This window comes from Streptomyces coffeae (assembly GCF_016741875.1).
GTDB classification, from domain to species: domain Bacteria; phylum Actinomycetota; class Actinomycetes; order Streptomycetales; family Streptomycetaceae; genus Streptomyces; species Streptomyces coffeae.
This window is the reverse complement of the sequence record NZ_JAERRF010000008.1, coordinates 319,625-341,338: the sequence shown is the minus strand read 5'-3', so window position 1 is coordinate 341,338 and position 21,714 is coordinate 319,625. Positions and strand designations below refer to the sequence as shown.

Annotated in this window: 17 protein-coding genes; 5 read left to right on the top strand and 12 right to left on the bottom strand. The window is 72.0% G+C overall.

Annotated elements, in window-relative coordinates:
• Positions 1–63: 63 nt before the first annotated feature.
• The 3 genes from JK363_RS16430 to JK363_RS16420 all read right to left on the bottom strand — a co-directional run bounded on the left by JK363_RS16430 (position 64) and on the right by JK363_RS16420 (position 1,513).
• Positions 64–588 (bottom strand): GNAT family N-acetyltransferase, encoded by a 525-nt coding sequence (locus JK363_RS16430; RefSeq protein ID WP_201875637.1) that lies wholly within the window; start codon positions 586–588, stop codon positions 64–66.
• Positions 589–725: 137 nt separating this feature from the next.
• Positions 726–1,304, bottom strand: a complete 579-nt coding sequence (locus tag JK363_RS16425; protein ID WP_201875636.1) for a Clp protease N-terminal domain-containing protein — start codon at positions 1,302–1,304, stop codon at positions 726–728.
• On the bottom strand, positions 1,304–1,513 hold the full coding sequence (locus JK363_RS16420; protein WP_201875635.1) for a helix-turn-helix domain-containing protein: 210 nt from the start codon (positions 1,511–1,513) through the stop codon (positions 1,304–1,306). The genes JK363_RS16425 and JK363_RS16420 overlap by 1 nt, the downstream gene beginning before the upstream one ends.
• Before the next feature lie 114 nt (positions 1,514–1,627).
• Between JK363_RS16420 and JK363_RS16415 the strand changes: the two genes are divergently transcribed.
• A complete protein-coding gene (locus JK363_RS16415; RefSeq protein ID WP_201875634.1) occupies positions 1,628–2,284 on the top strand; it encodes a GNAT family N-acetyltransferase in 657 nt (218 codons plus the stop codon).
• Between the two features lie 251 nt (positions 2,285–2,535).
• Positions 2,536–3,573, top strand: coding sequence for a glycoside hydrolase family 18 protein (locus JK363_RS16410; protein ID WP_443726302.1), 1,038 nt, complete (start codon positions 2,536–2,538; stop codon positions 3,571–3,573).
• Between the two features lie 51 nt (positions 3,574–3,624).
• Here the strand turns inward: JK363_RS16410 and JK363_RS16405 are convergent, their stop codons facing one another.
• From JK363_RS16405 to leuA, 5 genes are all read right to left on the bottom strand, one after another.
• Positions 3,625–4,368, bottom strand: coding sequence for a response regulator (locus JK363_RS16405; protein ID WP_201875632.1), 744 nt, complete (start codon positions 4,366–4,368; stop codon positions 3,625–3,627).
• Entirely contained in the window at positions 4,365–5,717 is a 1,353-nt protein-coding gene (locus tag JK363_RS16400; RefSeq protein ID WP_307821742.1) for a sensor histidine kinase, read from the bottom strand. Before JK363_RS16400 ends, JK363_RS16405 begins: the two co-directional genes overlap by 4 nt.
• Before the next feature lie 123 nt (positions 5,718–5,840).
• Positions 5,841–7,982, bottom strand: coding sequence for an MMPL family transporter (locus tag JK363_RS16395; protein WP_236075850.1), 2,142 nt, complete (start codon positions 7,980–7,982; stop codon positions 5,841–5,843).
• A 139-nt stretch (positions 7,983–8,121) separates the two neighbouring features.
• Positions 8,122–8,838 carry a TerB family tellurite resistance protein gene (locus JK363_RS16390; RefSeq protein ID WP_201875630.1) on the bottom strand — a complete coding sequence of 239 codons (717 nt, stop codon included), beginning with the start codon at positions 8,836–8,838 and terminating at the stop codon, positions 8,122–8,124.
• Between the two features lie 258 nt (positions 8,839–9,096).
• Positions 9,097–10,872 (bottom strand): 2-isopropylmalate synthase, encoded by a 1,776-nt coding sequence (gene leuA / locus JK363_RS16385; RefSeq protein WP_201875629.1) that lies wholly within the window; start codon positions 10,870–10,872, stop codon positions 9,097–9,099.
• 324 nt (positions 10,873–11,196) lie between these two features.
• On the opposite strand from leuA, the gene JK363_RS16380 reads away from it, so the two are divergent.
• Both JK363_RS16380 and JK363_RS16375 read left to right on the top strand, forming a co-directional pair.
• Entirely contained in the window at positions 11,197–12,282 is a 1,086-nt protein-coding gene (locus tag JK363_RS16380) for a M4 family metallopeptidase (protein ID WP_201875628.1), read from the top strand.
• Between the two features lie 27 nt (positions 12,283–12,309).
• Positions 12,310–12,576 (top strand): protealysin inhibitor emfourin, encoded by a 267-nt coding sequence (locus tag JK363_RS16375; protein ID WP_201875627.1) that lies wholly within the window; start codon positions 12,310–12,312, stop codon positions 12,574–12,576.
• 29 nt (positions 12,577–12,605) lie between these two features.
• On the opposite strand, the gene era is transcribed toward JK363_RS16375, so the two are convergent.
• From era to JK363_RS16360, 3 genes are all read right to left on the bottom strand, one after another.
• Positions 12,606–13,601, bottom strand: a complete 996-nt coding sequence (gene era / locus JK363_RS16370) for a GTPase Era (protein WP_201875626.1) — start codon at positions 13,599–13,601, stop codon at positions 12,606–12,608.
• Positions 13,602–13,663: 62 nt separating this feature from the next.
• Entirely contained in the window at positions 13,664–14,014 is a 351-nt protein-coding gene (locus tag JK363_RS16365) for a cytidine deaminase-like protein (protein ID WP_201875625.1), read from the bottom strand.
• A 59-nt stretch (positions 14,015–14,073) separates the two neighbouring features.
• Complete coding sequence (locus JK363_RS16360; protein ID WP_201875727.1) at positions 14,074–14,928, bottom strand: helix-turn-helix transcriptional regulator; 855 nt, start codon at positions 14,926–14,928, stop codon at positions 14,074–14,076.
• Between the two features lie 197 nt (positions 14,929–15,125).
• On the opposite strand from JK363_RS16360, the gene JK363_RS16355 reads away from it, so the two are divergent.
• On the top strand, positions 15,126–16,616 hold the full coding sequence (locus tag JK363_RS16355; RefSeq protein ID WP_201875624.1) for an MFS transporter: 1,491 nt from the start codon (positions 15,126–15,128) through the stop codon (positions 16,614–16,616).
• Positions 16,617–16,705: 89 nt separating this feature from the next.
• Here JK363_RS16355 and JK363_RS16350 read toward each other — a convergent pair whose 3' ends face one another.
• Positions 16,706–21,418 carry an Ig-like domain-containing protein gene (locus JK363_RS16350; protein WP_201875623.1) on the bottom strand — a complete coding sequence of 1,571 codons (4,713 nt, stop codon included), beginning with the start codon at positions 21,416–21,418 and terminating at the stop codon, positions 16,706–16,708.
• Positions 21,419–21,714 lie beyond the last annotated feature (296 nt).

Below are 21,714 nucleotides of genomic sequence, written 5' to 3'. Positions count from 1 at the left end.
TATAGCGCAAACACGGCCCGTTGGGACCGTGATCGCGCCAGACGGCTGCGGTCCCCGCGCACCTCAGACGCGGGAGAACGGCTCGGCGTAGGTGAACGCGCCCTTGAGGGTGGGCTGATACGTGGTCAGGGTGCGGACCTGGAAGTACTCACCCCAGGCGGGGTCGGGCGCGGTGATGCCGAATTCGGTGGAGGGGCGGAAGCCGAAACGGCCGTAGTAGTCGGGGCTGCCGAGCAGGGCGACCAGCGGCTCGCCGAACGCGTCGGCGGCGCCGAGCACGGCATGGACGAGCGCCTTGCCCACACCGCGGCGCTGTTGGCCGGGGAGGACGCTGAGCGGGCCGAGACCGAGTGCGAGCGCCTGGTCGGGGCCGATATGGGCGCGGGTGCACACCACATGGCCGATCACCTCGCCGTCGTCGCCGATGGCGACGAAGGAGAGCGCGGGCAACCAGGCGTCATCGGTACGGAGTTGCTCGAGGAGGGTGACCTCGACCGGGACCGGAGTCTCGGCCCTGCTGGCGAACGCCGCCGCGGTGACGTCGGCCACGGCAGCGATATCTGCGCGGGTTTCTCGTCGGATCAGCACCGGCACAGTGTGGGCGGCGTAACCGGAGACCGGCAACCGATTTGTGCTGCGGGGAGTACGGGGTCACCGGGTCGCAGCGCGCACCCTGGTGCACCGGACGGCGCCGCCCAGCAGATTCCGCACCCGGATCACCTTCGTCAGCCCGCCCCCGGCCGTACGTCCAGGGCGCGTTCGACCCGGACGTAGGTCACCTCGTGGTCGGCGAGGACGCTCGCGGCGACTCCCGGCCGGGCGAGGAGGGCGAGCAGCAGATGCTCGTCGCCGATGTGCCGGTCGCCGCGGCCGAGGGCGATCCGCAGCGACCGCTCCAGCACCGACTTGGCCTCCGGCGCGAAGGGACGCCGCACCCTGCGTCCGCCGCGCCGCGGGCCGGTCCGGCCGCCGGGGCCCCGGGGAGCGGCGAGGGCGCCCGCGCCGTGGGCCTCCTCGACCCGGGCGACGATCTCCTCGACGTCGATACCGAGTCCGGCCAGCGCCTCCGCGTCCGCGTCCGAGATACCGCCGCGGCGGCGCGCCTCGGCCAGGGAACGCTCGATGGACGCCCGCCGTCCGTGCGCGCCGAGGCCGGACAGCACGGTGGCGGCGGGGCTGCCGGTGCGGTCCAGGAGCGCGAGCAGCAGCTCCGGTTCGCCGACCTTGGCGCTACCCGTCTCCTCCGCGTGGCGTAGGGCACCGTGGACGACCTCGCGGGCACTGCTGGTGAACCTCTCGAACATCAACGCCTCCCGTGCTTCTTGTGGACCGCCTGCCTGCTGACGCCCAGTTCGGCGGCGATCTCCTGCCACGACCAGCCCTTCGCGCGGGCGCTGCGCACCTGTACGGCCTCCAGTTGCTCCAGTAGCCGACGCAGCGCGGCGACGGCGCGCAGTCCGACCCGGGGGTCGCGGTCACCCGCGCGGTCGGCGAGATCCGTTGCTTCGGTCATGGTGTCAATGTAGGTTGACGCGCGCTCTGGCGTCAACCCTGATTGACAACCGGGCGGCTCGCCGGGGAGTAAATGAGGTCGACGTGGCCACGGGCCGTCCGGCAACCTCCCGCCATGGACCCTCATTTCTGGCCCCTGTACGGGCTCCGCGTCCGCACCCCACGTCTTGAACTGCTCCTTCCCGACCTCCCCCGGCTCGATGAGCTGGCCGCGGTCGCGGCGGAGGGGGTGCACGACCCGGACGAGATGCCGTTCAGCGTTCCGTGGACCGACGCGTCCCCGGAGGAGCGCGGGCGCGCCACGTTCCAGCATGTGCTGCGGACCGTCGCGGAGTGGCGCCCGGAGGACTGGACGCTGAGCCTGGCGGTGCTGTACGAGGGGGTGGTGATCGGGCGGCAGGACCTGATGGCACGCGATTTCGCGGTGACCCGGGAGGCAGCGACCGGCTCCTGGCTGGGCCTGGTCCATCAGGGGCGGGGCTTCGGCACGGAGATGCGGGCCGCGGCGGCGCACCTGGCCTTCGAGGGCCTGGGGGCGCGCCGGCTGACCTCGGGCGCGATGGTGGAGAACGGGCGCTCGCTCGGGGTGTCGCGGCGGCTCGGCTACCGCCCCGACGGGTTGGAGACCATCGCCGTACGGGGCACGGCCCGGACCGTCCAGCGGCTGCGGCTGGACCGCGCCGCCTGGGAGGAACACCGCGCCACCCGGGTCGAGGTGCGGGGACTGGAGCCGTGCCGCGCGCTCTTCGGCACCCCGCCCCCGGCCCCCTGACCACCGGAGTGCGAGGGTCACCCGCCCGCTCTACGGTGGGTCGAGGGGCCGAGGTCAAGGAAATCCCGAGCGACACGATGTGACACCGGTGCCGACGGGGCGGGCGTAGGCGCGGTGCGGCACACCACCGGACACCACCGGACACACAACCGGATGCGACTCCTCGCATACCGCTCGCTAGCCTCCCCTTCGTGAAGAAGCCACGCATAGTCCAGGCCGCGGCCGACCGGTTCCGACGGGCGCTGCGCGGCGTGCGACGCGTCTGGAAGCATCCACGGCTGAAGTGGCCCAAGCGCGTCACGGCGGCTCTGGCGGGCAGTCTGGCCCTCGCCGTTCTCGCCGCCGCGGTCTCACTGCGGCTGCTGTACGCGGGGGACCTCGAACCCGGCACCCAGACCCGGGGCCGGGACGCGGTCTGGCTCGGCCACGCCTGGGTGGACGGGCGCAACGGCGAACGGGAACTGGCGGCGCTGGCCCGGCGGGTACGCGACAGCGGCATCCGCGATCTGTATGTCCACGCGGGCCCGCTCGAGCACAACGGCTCCCTGCCCGCGGCCCGTTACCCCAAGGCCACCTGGCTGCTGAAGGCCGTCCACCGCGAACTGCCCAGCGTCCGGGTGCAGGCGTGGCTGGGCGATGTGCTGGCCACCGAGGGCCCGACCGGGCTCCGGCTGGAGGACCGCGGCAACCGGGCCCGTGTGGTGCGGTCCGCGCGGCAGGTGCTGGACGCGGGCTTCGACGGAGTGCACTTCGACCTGGAGCCGCTGCACTCCGGTGACCGCGCCTACCTCGCGCTCCTCGACGCACTGCACACCCTCACCCGCGCCCGCCGCGTTCCGCTGTCGGTGGCGGCCCATCAGATCGACCCGCTGCCGGGGCTGCACTCGGCGGCGGACTTCCTCACGGGCCACCCCAAGTGGTGGTCGCAGAAGTACTTCGGCCAGGTGGCGCGGCGGGTCGACCAGATCGCGGTGATGTCCTACGACACCACGATGCCGCTGGAGAGCCTGTACGGCGGCTATGTGGCCCAGCAGACCGAGCTCGCGCTCGAGATCACCCCGCCCACGACGGATCTGCTGATGGGCCTGCCCGGCTACCACACCAACAACATCGGCCGTCACGCCTGGGCCGAGACGGTCACGGCGGCGGTACGCGGCACCCGGCTCGGCCTCGGCCGACAGGACCGCCACCGGGAGCGGTTCGGGGTGGCGCTGTACGTGGACTTCGCCGCCACGGAGGAGGACTGGCGGGCCTACCGGAAGGACTGGGGCGCGCCGGGCAAGGGTTGAGCGGGTCACAGCGCACCGCGGGCGCCCTGAGCCCCGGCGCCCTGGACGCCCTCAGGCTCCCGAGGAGGGCTGAGGGCTGGAGCCGGACGGAGTGACCAGGCCCGACTCATAGGCGGTGATGACCAGTTGGGCCCGGTCCCGGGCGCCCAGCTTGCCCATGATCCGGCTGACATGCGTCTTGGTGGTGAGCGGTGAGAGTCCGAGCGCCCCCGCCGCCTCGGCGTTGTTCAGCCCGCGCGCGACGAGGGTGAGCACCTGGCGCTCCCGCTCCGACAGCGCCGCCAGCGCCCCGGGCCCCGGAACGCCGGGCGCCGGGGCGGACGGGGCGCGCAGCACCCGCGCGATCAGCCGAGCGGTCGGACCGGGCGACAGCAGGGACTCCCCCGCCGCCACGGTCCGTATGGCGTCCAGGAGTTCCGCGGGCCGGGTGTCCTTCACCAGAAACCCGGACGCGCCCGCGCGCAGCGCCTCCACGATGTGCTCATCGGTGTCGTACGTGGTCAGGACGAGGATCCTGACCCCGGCGAGGTCCTCGTCCGCGGCGATGCGCCGGGTGGCCTCGATACCGTCGAGGTCGGGCATCCGGACGTCCATCACCACGAGGTCGGCGCGGGCGGTACGGGCGAGTTCGACGGCCTGGCGGCCGGTGCCCGCCTGGCCGACCACCTCCATGTCCCGCGCGGAGTCGACGAGCATCGCGAAGGCGGAGCGGACGAGCGTCTGGTCGTCGGCGAGCAGCACCCGGATCGGCGGGGCGGCCGGTCCGGCCGGGGCACTGGCGTCGCTCGGGCTCATGGGGTGGTCTCCAGGGAGGTCACGGGGACGGAACCGGCCTTGCCGCAGGGCAATGCCGCGCGAACGGCGAAGCCGGGGGCGTCCTCGCGCGGCCCGGCGGTCAGGGTTCCGGCCACACTGCGGGCGCGTTCGCGCATACCGACGATGCCATGGCCCGGCTCGGACCCGTCATCCGGTGTCCCCCCGTCCGCCGGGCCGTCGTCCACGGCGGAGACGCTGAGCGCCGTCTCCTCCCGGACCAGGGTGATCCGCACTCGGGTGCGTGGGGCGTGCCGTACCGCGTTCGTCAGCGCCTCCTGCACGATCCGGTACGCCGCCGCGCCCACCGCGGGCGACAGATCCCCCGCGGCCACCCCGACAGCGAGTTCGACACGTACGCCCGCCGCCTCCGCCGCCGCGGCCAGATCGGCCAGGCCCGCGAGTCCCGGCGGCGGCGCGATGGCGTCGGTGTCCTCGCCGCTCCGGTCTCCCGTGCTGTCGCCCTCGTCCCCCCGCAACACCTGGAGGGTGGCGCGCAGTTCGGCGCGAGCGTCCCGGCAGGTGTCGGAGATCCCGTCGAGCGCGGTGGACAGCGCCTCGCGGTCGAGCCGCTCCGGGTCGGCGATCAGCACATGCGCGGCGACCGAGGTCTGGACACCGATGACGGTGATGCTGTGCGCGAGCAGATCGTGCAGATCGCGGGCGATCCGCAGCCGCTCCTCGGCGACCCGGCGGGCCGCCTCCTCCTCGCGGGTCCGCTCGGCGCGTTCGGCCCGCTCCAGGATCGCCGCGATGTACTTGCGGTGGATCCGCACCGCCTCGCCGATCACCACGACCGACAGCACCCAGCCGGAGCTGCGCAGCATCTCGATTCCGGCGTGCGCTTCGGCGCGCAGCGCCATGACCGTCACCATGATCGCGATGACCAGGGAGACGGTGAGGAAGGACCGCAGCGGCGGCCCGATCACGGCGAGGGTGTAGACGGCGAGCAGCCCGGCCGGGACAACGGCGATGTGCACGTTGTCCAGGGCGTGGTACGGGCCGACCATGAACACCACGGCCGCGGTCACCAGCATGGGGCTGTGCCGCCGCCCGACCAGCACCGCGGCGCTGCCGATGAGCAGCAACCAGCCCAGCGCGTCCGGACGGTGGCCGTTGTGGCCGAGGTTGACCAGGGCCAGGGCGCACTGCACGGCGAGTACGGCACCGGCGATCGCGGCGTCGACGCGCCGCCGCGACCGGGCCTCGGCACGGGTCTCGGCCGACCGCCTGCCGTGGTGCAGGGCGTGCAACGCCGTCCACATCGGGGGCCACCCGGGCAGCCGGCGCACCGGACGGTGCGGGTGGGAGGGCGTGGGGTGAGCGGACACGGCTCCATCCTCGGGGATCGGTCCGGGGCCGGACCAGGGCCGGTCCGGCCCGCGTTCACGGAGCGGGCCCGGGGCCCGGACCGGCCGCCCCCAGTGCGGTCGGTCCGAGCCCCGGGGCGGGCGCTAGCCCCGTACGGCCGGTTCGGCCGGTTCGGGCCGGGGCCCGGCAGCGGCGACCGGACCCGCGGGGGCCGACGCCCGGCGGAAGAGCGCCCCCGGCCACCACACCCACCGCTTCAGCAGCACGCCGGCCGAGGTCACCAGATAGGTCCGGACGAGGAAGGTGTCGAGCAGCACGCCGACCGCCACGATGAAGCCCATCTCGACGAGCATCACCAGCGGCAGGGTGGCCAGCACCGCGAAGGTCGCGGCCAGCACCACCCCCGCCGAGGCGATCACCCCGCCGGTGGTCCGCAGCGCGGTGACGGCGGCCTCCTCGACCCCGGCCCCGCGCAGTGCCTCCTCCCGCATCCGGTGCATCAGGAAGATGCCGTAGTCGACGCCGAGGGCGACCAGGAAGACGAACGACAGCAGCGGCAGCCCGGGATCGGTCCCCGCGAAGCCGAAGACCGGTTCGAAGACCAGCCCGCCGAGCCCCATGGCCGCGCCCCACACCGCCACCACGGCCACCACCAGCACCAGCGGTGCGACCAGGCTGCGCAGCAGGGCCGCCAGGATCAGCAGCACGGCGATGAGCACCAGCGGGATGACGAGCATCCGGTCGCGGGTGTTGGTGTCCTCCAGATCGAGCTGCTGGGCGCTGGGTCCGCCGACCAGCGCGCCCGCGCCCTCGACGCGGTCGAGACCGGAGCGCAGGGCGTGGAGGGTGGCGGTCTCCTCCGCCGACTGCGGGGCGCCCTTGGCGAAGACGTCGATCTCGGTCCAGCCTCCGCCGCTGCGGCCCCGGGTCGCGTTCGCGACGCCTTCGGTGCCGCGCGCCCGTTCCAGCACCTGATCCGCCCGCGCGGTGTGTGCCAGCACGCTGATGGGCTGGCTGCCGGCGCCCGGGTAGGCGCGGGCGAGCGTCTCCGTCGCGACCACGGACTCGGGCTTGTCGGTGAAGGTGTCGGTCTGCTTGAGGTTGCCGGGCAGCGCGAGGACGCCGAGCGCGAGCGCGCCCAGCAGCGCGGTGCCGCCGAGCAGCACCACACCGGGCCTGCGCCGCGCCGATGTGCCCATCGCCTCGAACAGACCGCGCCGGGCGCGCGGCTCGCTGCCGTACACCGGGATCAGCGGCCAGAACACCCGGCGGCCCAGCAGCACCAGCACCGCGGGCAGCAGCGTCATCATCGCGGCCAGCGCGCACACCACACCGACCGCACCGACCGGCCCGAGTCCGCTGCTGCTGTTGAGGTCGGCGGCGAGCAGACACAGCAGCCCGGCGGCGACGGTCCCGCTGGAGGCGAGCACCGCCGGGCCGCAGCCGCGCAGGGCCTGGCGCATCGCGTCGTACGGGGCCCGGTGGCGGCGCAGTTCCTCGCGGTAGCGGGACACGATCAGCAGGGCGTAGTCGGTGCCCGCGCCGAAGACCAGGACGGTCATGATCGAGGAACTCATACCGGTGACGACGAGGTCGAAGCCCTCGACGAGCCCGTAGACGACACCCATCGCGGCCATCGCGGCGACGCCGACCACCCCCAGCGGGATCAGCCACAGGAATGGGCTGCGGTAGGTGAGGATCAGCAGCACGGCGACCACGGCGGCGGTGGCGATCATCAGGGTGCCGTCGGTGGAGGCGAACACCTCCTGCGAGTCGGCCGCCAGCGCCCCGGGGCCGCCGACCCGCACGCTCAGTCCCTCCGGACGCTCCGCGATTCCGTCGCGGATCTCCCGGACGGCGTCCGCCCGCACCTTCGCGTCCTTCAGCCCGGTGAGCGCCACCGGATACATCACGGTCGTACCGTCCTTGGACGGAATCCCGCGCGGGGCCTTCCGGCCCACCAGCTCGTGCTCCCGCGCCACCTCGGCCACCTGCGCGCCCGCCGCCCCGCGGTCGGCCCGGGTCAGCCCGCCGTCGCGGTGGTAGACGAGCACGAGGTCGGTGGTGTCCCCGCCGGGCAGCTCCTCCTGGAGCTGTGCCACCTGGGTGGAGTCGGCCCCCGCCGGCAGATAGTCGACGACGGTGTTCCGTTTGACGTCCTCCAGCTTCCCGGCGAACGGCACGGCGACGAGAAGCAGCAGCACCCAGGCGCCGATCGCGGCCCAGGGCAGGGCCCGGCGGCTGCCGGAGGCGGGCCCCGGCGGTTCGTTCGGCGCGCTCTGCATGCGCGGCGATGTGGTCTTCATGCCCCCAGACTTCCGCCGCCACGGGCCCGAATCGTCGCGCGCGCGAGGGAGATACCGGCTACTGCGGCGGTGGCGGAGGAGCCCCGGTTACTCCCCGGGGAGTAACCGCCCTCGGCGGTCAGAAGGGCGCGCGGGTGGCGGCCAGCAGGCGGGCGGTGTCGTCGGGGCCGATCATCAGGGCGCGGCCCACGGTTTCCAGGACGGCGCGCTCGGCCGGGCGGTAGGGGCCGTCGGCGACCGCGATCCGGGCGCCCTGGAGGAGGATGGCCTCGCGGCCGGTGGGGGCCAGATGCGGGGCCAGGGGCTCCAGGGCCTCGTGCAGCTCGATGGCCAGAGCCGTGCCGCACGGGTCCAGACCGTCACGCTCCCCGGTCCCGCAGGCGCCGGGGAGGCGGCCGGTGTCGGCGGCGAGGGCCTCGATGAGCGAGAGGAGCTGGTCCTCGCTGCACTCGGCGAACCCGGCCGCGCGGACCGCGCCGACCGCGACCTGGCGGACCGCGGCCGCGTCGGTGCCGCCCGCGGCGAGGACCGCGAGGGCGACGGTGTGCACGGCGTCCCGCAGCATCGCGGAGAAGCGGGTGGTGGTGGGGTGGTCGAGCACCTCGGTGCCGAACCGGCCGCCGCAGGCGGCGCACTCGACGACGGGGGCGACCGGGCCGCGGGGCAGCAGCGGCAGACCGAGCAGCACGATGCGGCGGCGGCCGGTGCGGCGGCGGTAGTTGCGGTCGCCTCCGCAGTCGGGACAGAAGAACTCGCCGTCGCCGACGGTCCGCCACAGAGTGCGTACGCCTACCACACACAGGTCCCGGTCTCGTCGGGCACGCGCGTGCACCACGTCACACCTCCATAACGCTTCGGCCGCGTTGCCGCGTTGACGTGATGCTAGCCACATCAATGATGTGACGTCAGTACCCCGAACGGAGACAACAGGCCAAACCCGAGGCCCCGCCCACCTCAGGCGGCGGACGGGGCCCATGCGGGTGACGGGTCAACCGGCCCTTGCCGATGGGCCGATCGGCCCTGGCGGCGAGCCCTCAGCCACGACGCAGCCGCGGACGAACGACCGCACCTCGCGGCATTTCCCGCGGAGCGCTCAGCGGCGGGCCCGGTTGACCGCCGAGACAACCGCCTTGAGGGAGGCGCGCACGATGTTGGCGTCGATCCCCACGCCCCACAGCACCTTGCCGTCGATCGCGCATTCGATGTACGCGGCGGCCTGCGCCGCGGCACCCTCGCTCAGCGTGTGCTCGGTGTAGTCCAGCAGCCTGACGTCCACGTCGATCGAGGCCAGGGCGTCGAAGAAGGCGGCCAGCGGACCATTGCCGGAGCCGGTCAGCACCACCTCGGCGCCGTCCACGACGGCCTCGACGGTGAGCGCGTCGGTGCCCTCGGTGGTGGTGGAGGTCTGCGCCGAGCGCAGTGAGATCCCGCCCCACTGGTTGTCGTCCGTCGGCAGGTACTCGTCCTGGAAGACCGACCAGATCTGGGCCGGGGTGACCTCGCCGCCCTCGGCATCCGTCTTGGCCTGAATCGTCCTGGAGAACTCGATCTGCATCCGCCGCGGCAGATCCAGGTTGTGGCCGTTCTTCAGGACATAGGCGATGCCGCCCTTGCCGGACTGGGAGTTCACCCGGATGACGGCCTCGTAGGAGCGGCCGACGTCCTTGGGGTCGATGGGCAGGTAGGGGACCTCCCACTCGATGTCGTCCACGCTCTTGCCCTGCTCGGCCGCGCGGGCGTCCATCGCCTCGAACCCCTTCTTGATGGCGTCCTGGTGGGAGCCGGAGAAGGAGGTGTAGACCAGATCGCCCGCGTAGGGGTGGCGCGGGTGGATCTCCATCTGGTTGCAGTACTCGGCGGTGCGACGGATCTCGTCGATCTGCGAGAAGTCGATCTGCGGGTCGACGCCCTGGGAGAACAGGTTCATGCCCAGCGTCACCAGGTCGACATTGCCGGTGCGCTCGCCCTGCCCGAACAGACAGCCCTCGATCCGGTCGGCCCCCGCCATGATCGCCAGCTCGGCGGCGGCGACGGCGGTGCCGCGGTCGTTGTGCGGGTGCACCGACAGACAGATGTGCTCGCGCCGGGACAGATGGCGCGACATCCACTCGAAGCGGTCGGCGTGGGTGGAGGGGGTGGAGCGCTCGACGGTGGCGGGCAGATTCAGGATGATCTCGCGCCCCTCCTCGGGCTGCCAGACGTCCATCACGCCCTCGCAGACCTCCAGCGCGAAGTCCAGCTCGGTGTCGGTGAAGATCTCCGGGCTGTACTGGTAGCCGAAGGCCGTCCGGTCGTCCAGGATCTTCTCGGCGTACTCCATCACCAGCCGGGTGCCGTCCACCGCGATCTGCTTGACCTGGTCACGGCTGCCGCGGAAGACCACCCGGCGGAAGACCGGGGCGGTCGCGTTGTACAGGTGCACGGTGGCCCGGTGGGCGCCGCGCAGCGACTCCACGGTGCGCTCGATCAGCTCCTCGCGCGCCTGGGTCAGGACGGAGATCGTCACGTCCTCGGGGATCGCGCCCTCTTCGATGATCGACCGTACGAAGTCGAAGTCGGTCTGCCCGGAGGAGGGGAAGCCGACCTCGATCTCCTTGTAGCCCATGCGGACCAGCAGGTCGAACATCTCGCGCTTGCGGGCCGGGGACATCGGGTCGATCAGCGCCTGGTTGCCGTCCCGCAGATCGGTGGACAGCCAGCGCGGCGCGACGGTGATGCGGTTGTCCGGCCAGGTGCGGTCGGGGATGTCCACGGCCTCGTAGCGGCCGTAGCGGTGGACCGGCATCCCGGAGGGGCGCTGGGTGACGGTCGCGGCGATGATCGGCGTGCGGCGGCCGACGGAACGGCCGGGCGTATCGGAGTGGGTCATGACGCGTAGGGCTCCTCGTGAGTCCGCTGGACGAAGGTCCACTGGGCGGCCGACGGGGCGTAATCACCGCAACACCGAACTCCGCGGGGAGGGGGTCGGCCTACGACTACAGGCCCTCGCCGCGGCAGCTAAGAAGAAGCAGCCCGAAACGCATGATGGAGAGCAGCCTAACCGAGACGCCCGGTTCCGGCGGGCCCGTATCACTATGCGGGACGGGGCATCCCTCGCGCGCCTCCCGCCGGGATATGCCCATCAACCACTCGATTTCATCAATCATGACCGCAAGGAGTGACAACTCGACAGCGCAGTGCCACATTGCCAGGCATGGACGCGAACCCGAACTCCCGCAGTGTCTTCTGCACGATCGTGCCGCCGCACGTCCTCGACAAGCTCTCGCACGCCGACGACCCCGCGGTGGCCGAGCCCGCCCGCCGCACCCTGGAGCGGGACGCCCTGGAGCGCACCCGCCGCCGGATCACCACCGTCCGCGGGGTCACCACCACCGTGGAGCGGGCCCCCTCCAACAAGCCCGAGCGCACCATCTACGACGCCAAGCACGAGACACGGCTGCCGGGGAAGAAGGTGCGCGACGAGGGCGGCCAGGCCGGCCGGGACCAGTCGGTCAACCGCGCCTACGACGGTCTGGGCGCCACCTTCGAGCTGTTCCTCAAGGCGTACGGCAGGCGTTCCATCGATGACTCCGGCCTCCCGCTGAACGCCAGCGTCCACTACAGCGAGGACTACAACAACGCCTTCTGGGACGGCGAGCAGATGGTCTTCGGCGACGGGGACGGCGAGGTCTTCCTCGACTTCACCATCCCGGTCGATGTGATGGCCCACGAGCTCACCCACGGCGTCACGCAGTACACCGCCAATCTGGAGTACTTCGGCCAGTCCGGCGCGCTCAACGAGTCCATGTCCGATGTCTTCGGCTCGCTGGTCAAGCAGCACGTCCTCGGCCAGACCGCCGCGGAGGCCGACTGGCTGATCGGCAAGGGGCTGCTCGCGGAGCGGGTCACCGGGGTGGCGCTGCGCTCGATGAAGGCCCCCGGCACGGCCTACGACGACGACGTCCTCGGCAAGGACCCGCAGCCCGGCACGATGGACGACTATGTCCACACCTCACGGGACAACGGCGGCGTCCACATCAACTCCGGCATCCCCAACCACGCCTTCTATCTCGTCGCCAAGGCCCTCGGCGGCAACGCCTGGGAGCGCGCCGGACAGATCTGGTACGACGTGCTCACCGGCGGCGATCTGGCCTCCGACGCCGAGTTCAGCGACTTCGCCCAGCTCACGGTGGCCGCGGCGCACTCCCGCTACGGCGAGGGCGAGGAGCAGTCGGCGGTGCTGGAGGGATGGGCCGCGGTCGGCATCACGGATCTGCGGACGCAGGTGGGCGCGCGCTAGAGCCCGCCCTCGGGTAGTGATGGACCCATGCGTATTTCCGTCACCCGCACCGGCGGATTCGCCGGAATCGAGCGCCGGGCCGAGCTGGACACCTCCGGCCGGCCCGACGCCACCCATCTGGCCGCCCTGGCCCACCAGGCCGTCGAGAAGGGCGCCGCCGCTGCCACGCGCGGCGTCCCGGACGGCTTCCACTACGAGATCACCATCGACGGCCGTACGGTCCATGTCGCCGACCCGCATCTGAGCGAGGCCCAGCGGGAGCTGATCCGCACGGTGCTCAAGGAGGGGGCGTAGACCGTACCGCCCGCTGAGCAGCCGCGCGCTCAGAAACCCAGCCTCCGCAGCTGTTTCGGATCACGCTGCCAATCCTTGGCGACCTTCACATGAAGGTCGAGGAAAACCGGCGTACCGAGCAGCGCCTCGATGTGCTTGCGGGACTTCGTTCCGACGTCCTTCAGCCGCCGGCCCTTGGGGCCGATGACGATCCCCTTCTGGCTGGGGCGCTCGATGTAGAGGTTGGCGTGGATGTCGAGGAGGGGCTTGTCCGCGGGACGGTCCTCGCGCGGCAGCATCTCCTCGACCACCACCGCGATGGAGTGCGGCAGCTCGTCCCGTACGCCCTCCAGCGCCGCCTCGCGGATCAGCTCGGCGACCATGACCTGCTCGGGCTCGTCGGTGAGGTCACCCTCGGGGTAGAGCGCCGGGCCCTCGGGCAGCAGCGGGACCAGCAGATCGGCCAGCAGACTCACCTGACCGGCCCCCCGCCCGCGGTCGGCCTCCTTCTCCGCGTCCACCGCCGAGACCGGGATGATCTCCGCCCACTCGATGCCCAGCTCCGTGCCCAGCCGGTCGACGGCCAGCAGCTGCTGGGCCAGCTGCTCGGGCTCGGCCAGGTCGGTCTTGGTGACGATCGCGACCTTGGGGGTCTTCTTGATCCCGGCCAGCTCGGTGGCGATGTAGCGGTCGCCGGGGCCCAGCTTCTGGTCGGCGGGCAGACAGAAGCCGATCACATCGACCTCGGCCCAGGTGGTCCGTACGACGTCGTTGAGGCGCTCGCCGAGCAGAGTGCGCGGCTTGTGCAGACCGGGAGTGTCGACGAGCACCAGCTGTGCGTCGGGGCGGTGCACGATGCCGCGCACGGTGTGCCGGGTGGTCTGCGGACGGTTGGAGGTGATCGCGACCTTCGTCCCCACCAGCGCGTTGGTGAGGGTCGACTTGCCCGCGTTGGGGCGGCCGACGAAGCAGGCGAAGCCCGAGCGGTGCGGGGTCTCCCCCGGCTCGGACGGGGACGGAGAGGTACGGACACTCATGGCGCCCATTCTCCCCGATGCCCCGACCCGCTCGGACCAGTCCTGCGGACCGGCTGCCGGCGGGGATGCCGTCAGGCCGGGAGGGTGGCGCGCACGGTGCCGTCCGGGTCCGCCACCAGCACCGGCGTACCGGCGCCGCCCAGGTCCCGTACGGCCGCGCGGTCCTCGTCGGGGGCGGTCCCGGCCTCGGTCACGACGGCCGCGGCCTCCAGGGACTTCGCACCGCTGGCGACGGCCATGGCGACGGCGGTCCGCAGCGCGCTCAGCCGGAGCGAGTCCAGGGCGACGGTACCGGCCACATAGGTGCGGCCCGTCTCGTCGCGCACGGCGGCGCCCTCGGCCACGCCGTTGCGGGCCCGCGCCGAGCGGGCCAGCGTGACGATCTTGCGGTCTTCCGGGTCCAGCTGCGCTGCTTCGCTCATGCGGATGAGCATATGCGGGGCCACCGACCGGCGCTGGTGCCGGTGGGGTGGCCCGCGGGTCAGCCCGCGACCGAGTACATCCCGCCGCGCCGTCCCTCCGGGGAGAGCAGCCACTCCAGCTTCGCCGTGGTCTCCTCGACGGTCTGCCCGCCCGTCCCCGTCCCGGTGCCCTCGATCGGCATCGGATGGTGCATCACGATCGTCAGGTCGGGACGGGCCGGAACCCGCAGCTGCGTGGACTCGAAGCGCAGCGCGCCCACCAGCGGATGGTGCAGCTCCTTGTACATCTGACCGCCGACCTGGACATCCCGGCGCTCCCACAGCTCGGTGAACTCCGGGCTCAGCTCCGACAGTTCGCCGACGATCTCGCTGAAGCCCTCGTCGTCCGGGTGGTCGGAGAGGGAGGCGCGGTACTGGGCGACGACCCAGGGCGCGTTCTCCTCCCAGCTCTGGGCGCGGGCCCGGTAGACCGGGTCGGTGAAGAAGGTGATCAGGCAGTTCTGCGGCAACTCCGGACGGAAGCCCAGCACCAGCGCGGCACCGTCGTTGTAGGCGATGATGTTCCAGTAGCGGTCCATGATGTGTGCCGGGAACGGCATCCAGGCGTCGATCAGCCGCTGGAGCCCCTCGCACAGATGGTCCGTGCCGTACTCGGACGCGGGGACGGGCGGATTGAGCCCGGCCAGCACATAAAGGTGGCGGCGCTCGGGGTCGTTGAGCCGGAGCACTCGCGCGACCGCGTCCAGCACCTGCGGCGAAACGGTGATGTCCCGGCCCTGCTCCAGCCACTGGTACCAGGACGCGCCCACCCCGGCCAGGACCGCGACCTCCTCCCGGCGCAACCCCGGCGTACGGCGCCGGCCGCCGTCCGGCAGCCCCGCGTCCGCGGGGCTGACCCGGGCCCGGCGGCTCATCAGGAAGTCACGCAGCTCCTGTCGGCGGTGTGACTTGCCGGTGGTCTGTGTCCTCGCTGTCGTCTCCGCGGCTGCTGCCACGCCGTCCCCCTCCTCACCGGTGCGCTCACCGGCATGCTCTCGCGAAGCTGGTGGTGCGGCCAACAGGATAAGTGCCCGCTCCCCACGTCCTCCCGGATCATTCGAATCTGTTGTCCATGGCGATCGATTCCCCCTCCGTTCTCTCCGACCCCACCGCCGAGCGCGGTACCGCCGCTCGGCCCCCGGTCCCCGATCCGGCGCCCGCGCGGCTGACCGGCCGCGCCAGGCTGATCCTGATGGTGCTGTGCGCCGCCCAGTTCATGGTGGCGCTGGACTTCTCGATCCTGAACGTGGCCCTTCCCGTGCTCGGCCGGGACCTGGGCATGGGCCAGTCCGACCTCCAGTGGGCGGTCACCGCCTTCGCCCTGCCCTCCGGCGGCTTCCTGCTGTTCTTCGGCCGGGTGGCCGACCTGTACGGGCGGCGCAAGCTGTTTCTCACCGGGCTCGCCCTGTTCACGGCGGCCTCCCTGCTGGCCGCACTGGCCTGGAACCCGGTCGTCTTCCTCGCCGCACGGGCCGCCCAGGGGCTGGGCGCGGCGGTCATCGTGCCGACCGGTATGTCACTGCTCACCACCACCTTCGCCGAAGGCCCGCAGCGCGAACGCGCCCTGGGCATCAGCGGCACCCTGATGTCGCTGGGCTTCACCATCGGCATGGTCCTGGGCGGCGGAATGACCGACGCGCTCGGCTGGCGCTCCACCATGGGGCTGCTCGCGGTGGCGGGCACCCTGGTGCTGGCCGTCGCCCCCGCACTGCTGACGGAGTCGCGCCATCCGCGACGGCCACGGCTGGACGTACCGGGCGCGGTGACCGTCACCGGCGGACTGCTCGGTGTCATCTACGCCCTGTCGACGGCCGCCGAGCGCGGTTTCGGCGGTGCCGATGTGATCGTGGCGCTGGTCGGCGGCGCCCTGCTGCTGGTGGCGTTCGCCGTCGTGGAGTCCCGGGCCGCCGAGCCGCTGGTGTCCCTGCCGATGCTGCGCCGTCCCACCGTGGCCTGGGGCAACCTGGCCGGGCTGACCACCTTCGCGATGATGAGCTCGGTCATCTTCCTGCTGACGCTGTATCTCCAGGAGGTGTTGAAGCTGTCGTCGCTCATCACCGGTCTGGTCTTCGGTGTGCAGGGGGTGCTGTCCGCGGTCGCCGGTGTGGTCGCGCCCAAGGTGATCGGCCGCTTCGGCGCCCGTCGCACCCTGGTCGGGTCGATGCTGATCCAGGCGGTGCTGACGGCCGTGATGGTGGGTCTTGGCGAGAACGCCACCGCCGGTGCCTGGCTGGCCATGGCGGCGGTGAGCACCGCCAGTGTCGCCCACCTGTGGGTGATCATCTCGTACGGCGTCATCGCCACCTCCGGTCTGCCGGACCATGAACAGGGCCTGGCCACCGGGCTGGTGACCAGCTCCCAGCAGATCGGTATGACCGTGGGCATCCCGCTGCTGAGCGCCCTCGCCTCGGCCCATATCGCCTCGCTGCGCGACGGCGGCGCGGACTTCGCGGCCGCGACGCTGGGCGGCGTCCGGCTGGGCATCGGTGTGGACGCGGCGGTCGTCGCGCTGATCGCGGTGGCGGTCGGCCTGGGCCTGCGCGGACGCCGTGGCCGCGGCTGACACGTCCGCGGAACCACAGCTGCGCCGGACCGCTGGATGCGGTCCGGCGCAGCTGTGGATGGGTCAGGGCAGGCTCCCCCGTTGCGTCCTCAGGGGAGGATCGGTGTCGGCTGGAACGTCAGTGAGGCGTTGGCCGACGCCGGGCTCAGACCGGGCGCTCCCGCGAACGAGGCGGTGTAGGTCGAGGCCGTGAGCACGGTCGGCGGCACGGTCACGTTGGTGCGCGTCGCCGTACCACTGGCGTTGGTCACGGCGCTGCCCAGACTGATCGGCCCCAGCAAGGAGTTGGCCACGAAGGTGATGGTCCGCCCCGGCAGGGGGTTGTTGAACTGGTCCCTGAGCGTGGCGCTCAAGGTCGGGATGATCAGCGTTCCGTTGAACCGCAGCCGGATCGTCGCCGGGGTCGCCGTCAGCGTGGTGTTCACGGTGGACACGTTCTGGACGAGCGTGCCGGACGACGAGCTGTAGCAGGTGTCGCCGCTGTAGGTGGCGGTGACCGTGTGCGGGCCGCTGGTGAGGGTGTTGGTGCTCACGGTGGCCTGTCCGGAGGCGTTGAGCGTGCCGATGAGGGTGGGGCCACCGCTGATCACGAACGTCACGGTGCCGGTCGGCGTTCCCGTCCCCGGAGCCACCGGGGCCACGGTCGCGGTGAAGGTCACCGTCTGGCCGGGCGACGACGGGTTGGGCGAGGAGGTGACCGTGGTCGTGGTCGGCGTCGAGTTGACGGTGGCCGTGCCGGTGGCCGACGAAGCCGCCACCCCGGTGTTGCCGCTGTACGTCGCCGTCACCGTGTGCGGGCCCACGCCCAGTCCGGTGACCGTGACACACGCCCTACCCTTGATGTTGACCGTGTCGGTCAGGGTCGGACCGCCGGCGACCACGAAGGTCACCGTTCCGGTCGGGGTGCAGGTCCCGGGCGGCACGGTGGTCACCTGGGCGCAGAGCTCGACCGACTGGCTGCACACCGACGGGTTGGGGGTGATGGTCAGCGCCGTGGTGGAAGCGGCCTGGTTGCCGGTGACCGAGCCGGTGGCCGACGAGCCCGCCACACCTCCGCCGCCCGCGTAGGTGGCAGTGACGGTGTGCGTGCCGACGGGGATGGCGCTGGTGGTCACACACGCCTGGCCACTGGCATTGAGCGTGCCGGTCAGCGTCGGACCACCGCTGATCGCGAAGGTCACCGTTCCGGTCGGGACGCAGGTCCCCGGCGGCACGGTGGTCACCTGGGCGCACAGGGTCACCGCCTCGCCGCACGTCGGCGAAACGGGCGTCACCGTCAGCGTGGTGGTGGAAGCCGCCGGGTTCACATTGATCGTCGCCGTACCGGAGGAGCCCGTGACGCCCGTGGAACCGGCGTACGTCGCCGTCACCGTGTGGCTGCCGACGGGGATGGCGCTGGTCGTGACACACGCCTGGCCACTGGCGTCGAGCGTGCCGGTCAGCGTCGGACCACCACTGATCACGAAGGTCACCGTTCCGGTCGGGACACAGGTGCTCGGCCCCGCGACCGTCACCTGGGCGCAGATCGTCACCGCCTCACCGCACACCGAGGGGTCGGGCGCGACCGACACCGAGGTGGTCGAGACGCCCTGGTTCACCAGGACCGTTCCGGTGGTCGAGGAGCCCGCGACTCCCGTGTCACCGGCGTAGGTGGCGGTGACGACGTGGCTGCCGACGGGGATGGCACTGGTGGTCACACACGCCTGGCCACTGGCGTCGAGCGTGCCGGTCAGCGTCGGACCCCCACTGATCGCGAAGGTCACCGTTCCGGTCGGGACGCAGGTCCCCGGCGGCACGGTGGTCACCTGGGCGCACAGGGTCACCGCCGCACCGCACCCCGACGGGTTGGGGGTGATGGTCAGTGCCGTGGTGGAAGCGGCCTGGTTGACCGTCAGCCCCGCGGTGCCGGTGGAGCCCTGGACATCGTCGTTGCCCGGGTAGGTGGCGGTCACGGTGTGCGGGCCGACAGGAATGGCGCTGGTCGTCACACACGCCTGGCCACTGGCGTCGAGCGTGCCGGTCAGGGTGGGACCGCCGGAGATGGTGAAGGTCACGTCCCCGGTCGGGACGCAGGTGCTCGGGGCCGCGACCGTCACCTGGGCGCAGATCGTCACCGCCTCACCGCACACCGAGGGGTTGGGCGTGACCGTCACCGCGGTGGACGAGATGCCCTGGTCGACAGTGATGATCCCGGTCCCGGTCGAGGCCGCGACGTCACCGTTGCCCTCGTAGGTGGCGGTCACCGTGTAACTGCCCGCCCCCAGCGCGCCGGTGGTCACACACGCCTGACCGCTCGCGTCGAGCGTGCCCGTCAGCGTCGGACCACCACTGATCACGAAGGTCACCGTTCCGGTCGGGACGCAGGTCCCCGGCGGCACGGTGGTCACCTGGGCGCACAGGGTCACCACCGCACCGCACCCCGACGGGTTGGGGGTGATGGTCAGCGCCGTGGTGGAAGCGGCCTGGCCGACGGTGACCGAGCCGGTGGCCGACGAGCCCGCCACGCCTCCGCCGCCCGCGTAGGTGGCAGTGACAGTGTGCGTGCCCACGGGGATGGCGCTGGTGGTCACACACGCCTGACCGCTCGCGTCGAGCGTGCCCGTCAGCGTCGGACCACCACTGATCGCGAAGATCACATCCCCGGTCGGCACACAGGTCCCCGGCGGCACGGTGGTCACCTGGACGCACAGGGTCACCGCCTCGCCGCACACCGACGGGTTGGGGGTGATGGTCAGCGTGGTGGTGGACGCCGCCGGGTTCACATTGATCGTCGCCGTACCGGAGGAGCCCGCGATGTCCGTGGAACCGGCGTACGTGGCCGTCACCGTGTGGCTGCCGACGGGGACGGCGGTGGTGGTCACACACGCCTGACCGCTCGCGTCGAGCGTGCCCGTCAGCGTCGGACCACCACTGATCGCAAAGGTCACCGTTCCGGTCGGGACACAGGTGCTCGGCCCCGCGACCGTCACCTGGGCGCAGATCGTCACCGCCTCACCGCACACCGAGGGGTCGGGCGCGACCGACACCGAGGTGGTCGAGACGCCCTGGTTCACCAGGACCGTTCCGGTGGTCGAGGAGCCCGCGACTCCCGTGTCACCGGCGTAGGTGGCGGTGACGACGTGGCTGCCGACGGGGATGGCGGTAGTGGTCACACACGCCTGACCGCTCGCGTCGAGCGTGCCCGTCAGCGTCGGCCCCCCACTGATCGCGAAGATCACATCCCCGGTCGGCACACAGGTCCCCGGCGGCACCACTGCCACCTGGGCGCACAGGGTCACCGCCTCACCGCACACCGACGGGTTGGGGCTCACAGTCAGCGCGGTGGTGGAAGCGGCCTGGTTGACCGTCAGCCCCGCGGTGCCGGTGGAGCCCTGGACATCGTCGTTGCCCGGGTAGGTGGCGGTCACGGTGTGCGGGCCGACAGGAATGGCGCTGGCGGTCACACACGCCTGACCGCTCGCGTCGAGCGTGCCGGTCAGGGTGGGACCACCGGAGATGGTGAAGGTCACGTCCCCGGTCGGGACACAGGTGCTCGGGGCCGCGACCGTCACCTGGGCGCAGATCGTCACCACCTCACCGCACACCGAGGGGTTGGGCGTGACCGACACCACGGTGGACGAGATGCCCTGGTCGACAGTGATGGTCCCAGTCCCGGTCGAGGCCGCGACGTCACCGTTGCCCTCGTAGGTGGCGGTCACCGTGTAGCTGCCCGCCCCCAGCGCGCCGGTGGTCACACACGCCTGACCGCTCGCGTCGAGCGTGCCCGTCAGCGTCGGACCACCGGAGATGGTGAAGGTCACGTCCCCGGTCGGCACACAGGTGCTCGGGGCCGCGACCGTCACCTGGGCGCAGATCGTCACTTCCGCATCGCAGGGCACCGGGTCCGGGGTCACCGTCACCAAGGTCGTCGATGTGCCCTGGTTCACCACGACGGTCCCGGTGGTGCTGGAACCCGCGACACCGGTGTCACCGGAGTACGTGACCGTCACCGGGTCGGTGCCGACCGGGAGTTGGTCCGTCGTCACACACGCCTGGCCGGTCGCGTCGACCTCCGCGGTGAGCGTCGGCCCGCCGGTCACCGAGAAGATCACCGTGCCCGTCGGGGTACAGGTGCCGGGCTCCTCGACCGTCACCTGGGCGCACAGCGTCACCGACTCGCCGCAGACCGAGGTACTCGGAGTCGCGGTGAAGGTGACCGTGGAGGTCGCCTGGTTGACCGTGAGCGGCACCAGGGCGGAGTTGGAGGGGCTGAAGCCCGGATCGCCGCTGTAGAAGGCGGCGACGAGATGCGCGCCCGTCTCCACATCGCCGCCGTCCACGGTGACCGATGCCTGCCCGGTGGCGTCCAGATTCGCGACCAGGGCCGGGCCGTCGTCGCTGATGATGAAGGTGACCGTACCGGTGGGAACGGCACCCGCGGGCACAGTCTCCACGGCGGCGGTCAGCGTGACGCTCTGCCCGCACACCGCGGGATTCGGCGAGACGGTGAGGGTGGTGCTGGTCGTCGCCGCGTTGACCTGCTGGATGGTGGAGCCCGTCGAGGGGTCGAGATTGGCGTCACCGCTGTAGGTGGCGGTCACCGTGTGGGGACCCACGGTCAGGGAGCTGGTGGTGATTGACGCCTGCCCGCTGGCATCGAGGCCGACGGTGACGGCTGAGCCGCCGTCCACGGTGAAGAGGACCGTACCGGTCGGGGTGAAGTCCCCAGGTGGTACCGAGGCGACGGTCGCGGTAAAGGTGACGGTCTGTCCGAAGACCGAGGGGTTCGGCGCGGACGTCACCACAGTGGTCGAGGCAGCCATAAGAGTGGCCCCTTCCCGGGTCGCGGTAGGAAGTGGGCCGTCACGGCCCCCGCGAGGTGTCCTGCGGGGGCCGTGCCCATCTGTACGGGGGTGCCCATACGGCCGACCGTCTACGTCAAGCAGACAGGCCGACTGTCCCCCGACAGAGGTATGGGCGACCCACCAGTCGGTATCTGCAAGTAAGCAGGGGCCTACGCCAGATGGGCCAGAGTGCGGGTGTCCTTTCCACCCGTATGGCGCAGCGCGGCCCCGCGCGCCCGGCTGCGCGGGCGTGACGGGGCGCATCGGGGCGGGCC

Excerpts from the sequence above, each read along its gene's own strand:
- JK363_RS16375 (WP_201875627.1), top strand. The coding sequence starts at position 12,310 with ATGCGTATTTCCGTCACCCGCACCGGCGGATTCGCCGGAATCGAGCGC.
- JK363_RS16405 (WP_201875632.1), bottom strand. The coding sequence starts at position 4,368 with ATGAGCCCGAGCGACGCCAGTGCCCCGGCCGGACCGGCCGCCCCGCCG.
- JK363_RS16365 (WP_201875625.1), bottom strand. The coding sequence starts at position 14,014 with ATGAGCGAAGCAGCGCAGCTGGACCCGGAAGACCGCAAGATCGTCACG.
- JK363_RS16425 (WP_201875636.1), bottom strand. The coding sequence starts at position 1,304 with ATGTTCGAGAGGTTCACCAGCAGTGCCCGCGAGGTCGTCCACGGTGCC.
- JK363_RS16355 (WP_201875624.1), top strand. The coding sequence starts at position 15,126 with ATGGCGATCGATTCCCCCTCCGTTCTCTCCGACCCCACCGCCGAGCGC.
- leuA (WP_201875629.1), bottom strand. The coding sequence starts at position 10,872 with ATGACCCACTCCGATACGCCCGGCCGTTCCGTCGGCCGCCGCACGCCG.
- JK363_RS16380 (WP_201875628.1), top strand. The coding sequence starts at position 11,197 with ATGGACGCGAACCCGAACTCCCGCAGTGTCTTCTGCACGATCGTGCCG.
- JK363_RS16420 (WP_201875635.1), bottom strand. The coding sequence starts at position 1,513 with ATGACCGAAGCAACGGATCTCGCCGACCGCGCGGGTGACCGCGACCCC.
- JK363_RS16415 (WP_201875634.1), top strand. The coding sequence starts at position 1,628 with ATGGACCCTCATTTCTGGCCCCTGTACGGGCTCCGCGTCCGCACCCCA.
- era (WP_201875626.1), bottom strand. The coding sequence starts at position 13,601 with ATGGGCGCCATGAGTGTCCGTACCTCTCCGTCCCCGTCCGAGCCGGGG.
- JK363_RS16395 (WP_236075850.1), bottom strand. The coding sequence starts at position 7,982 with ATGCAGAGCGCGCCGAACGAACCGCCGGGGCCCGCCTCCGGCAGCCGC.
- JK363_RS16360 (WP_201875727.1), bottom strand. The coding sequence starts at position 14,928 with ATGAGCCGCCGGGCCCGGGTCAGCCCCGCGGACGCGGGGCTGCCGGAC.
- JK363_RS16350 (WP_201875623.1), bottom strand. The coding sequence starts at position 21,418 with ATGGCTGCCTCGACCACTGTGGTGACGTCCGCGCCGAACCCCTCGGTC.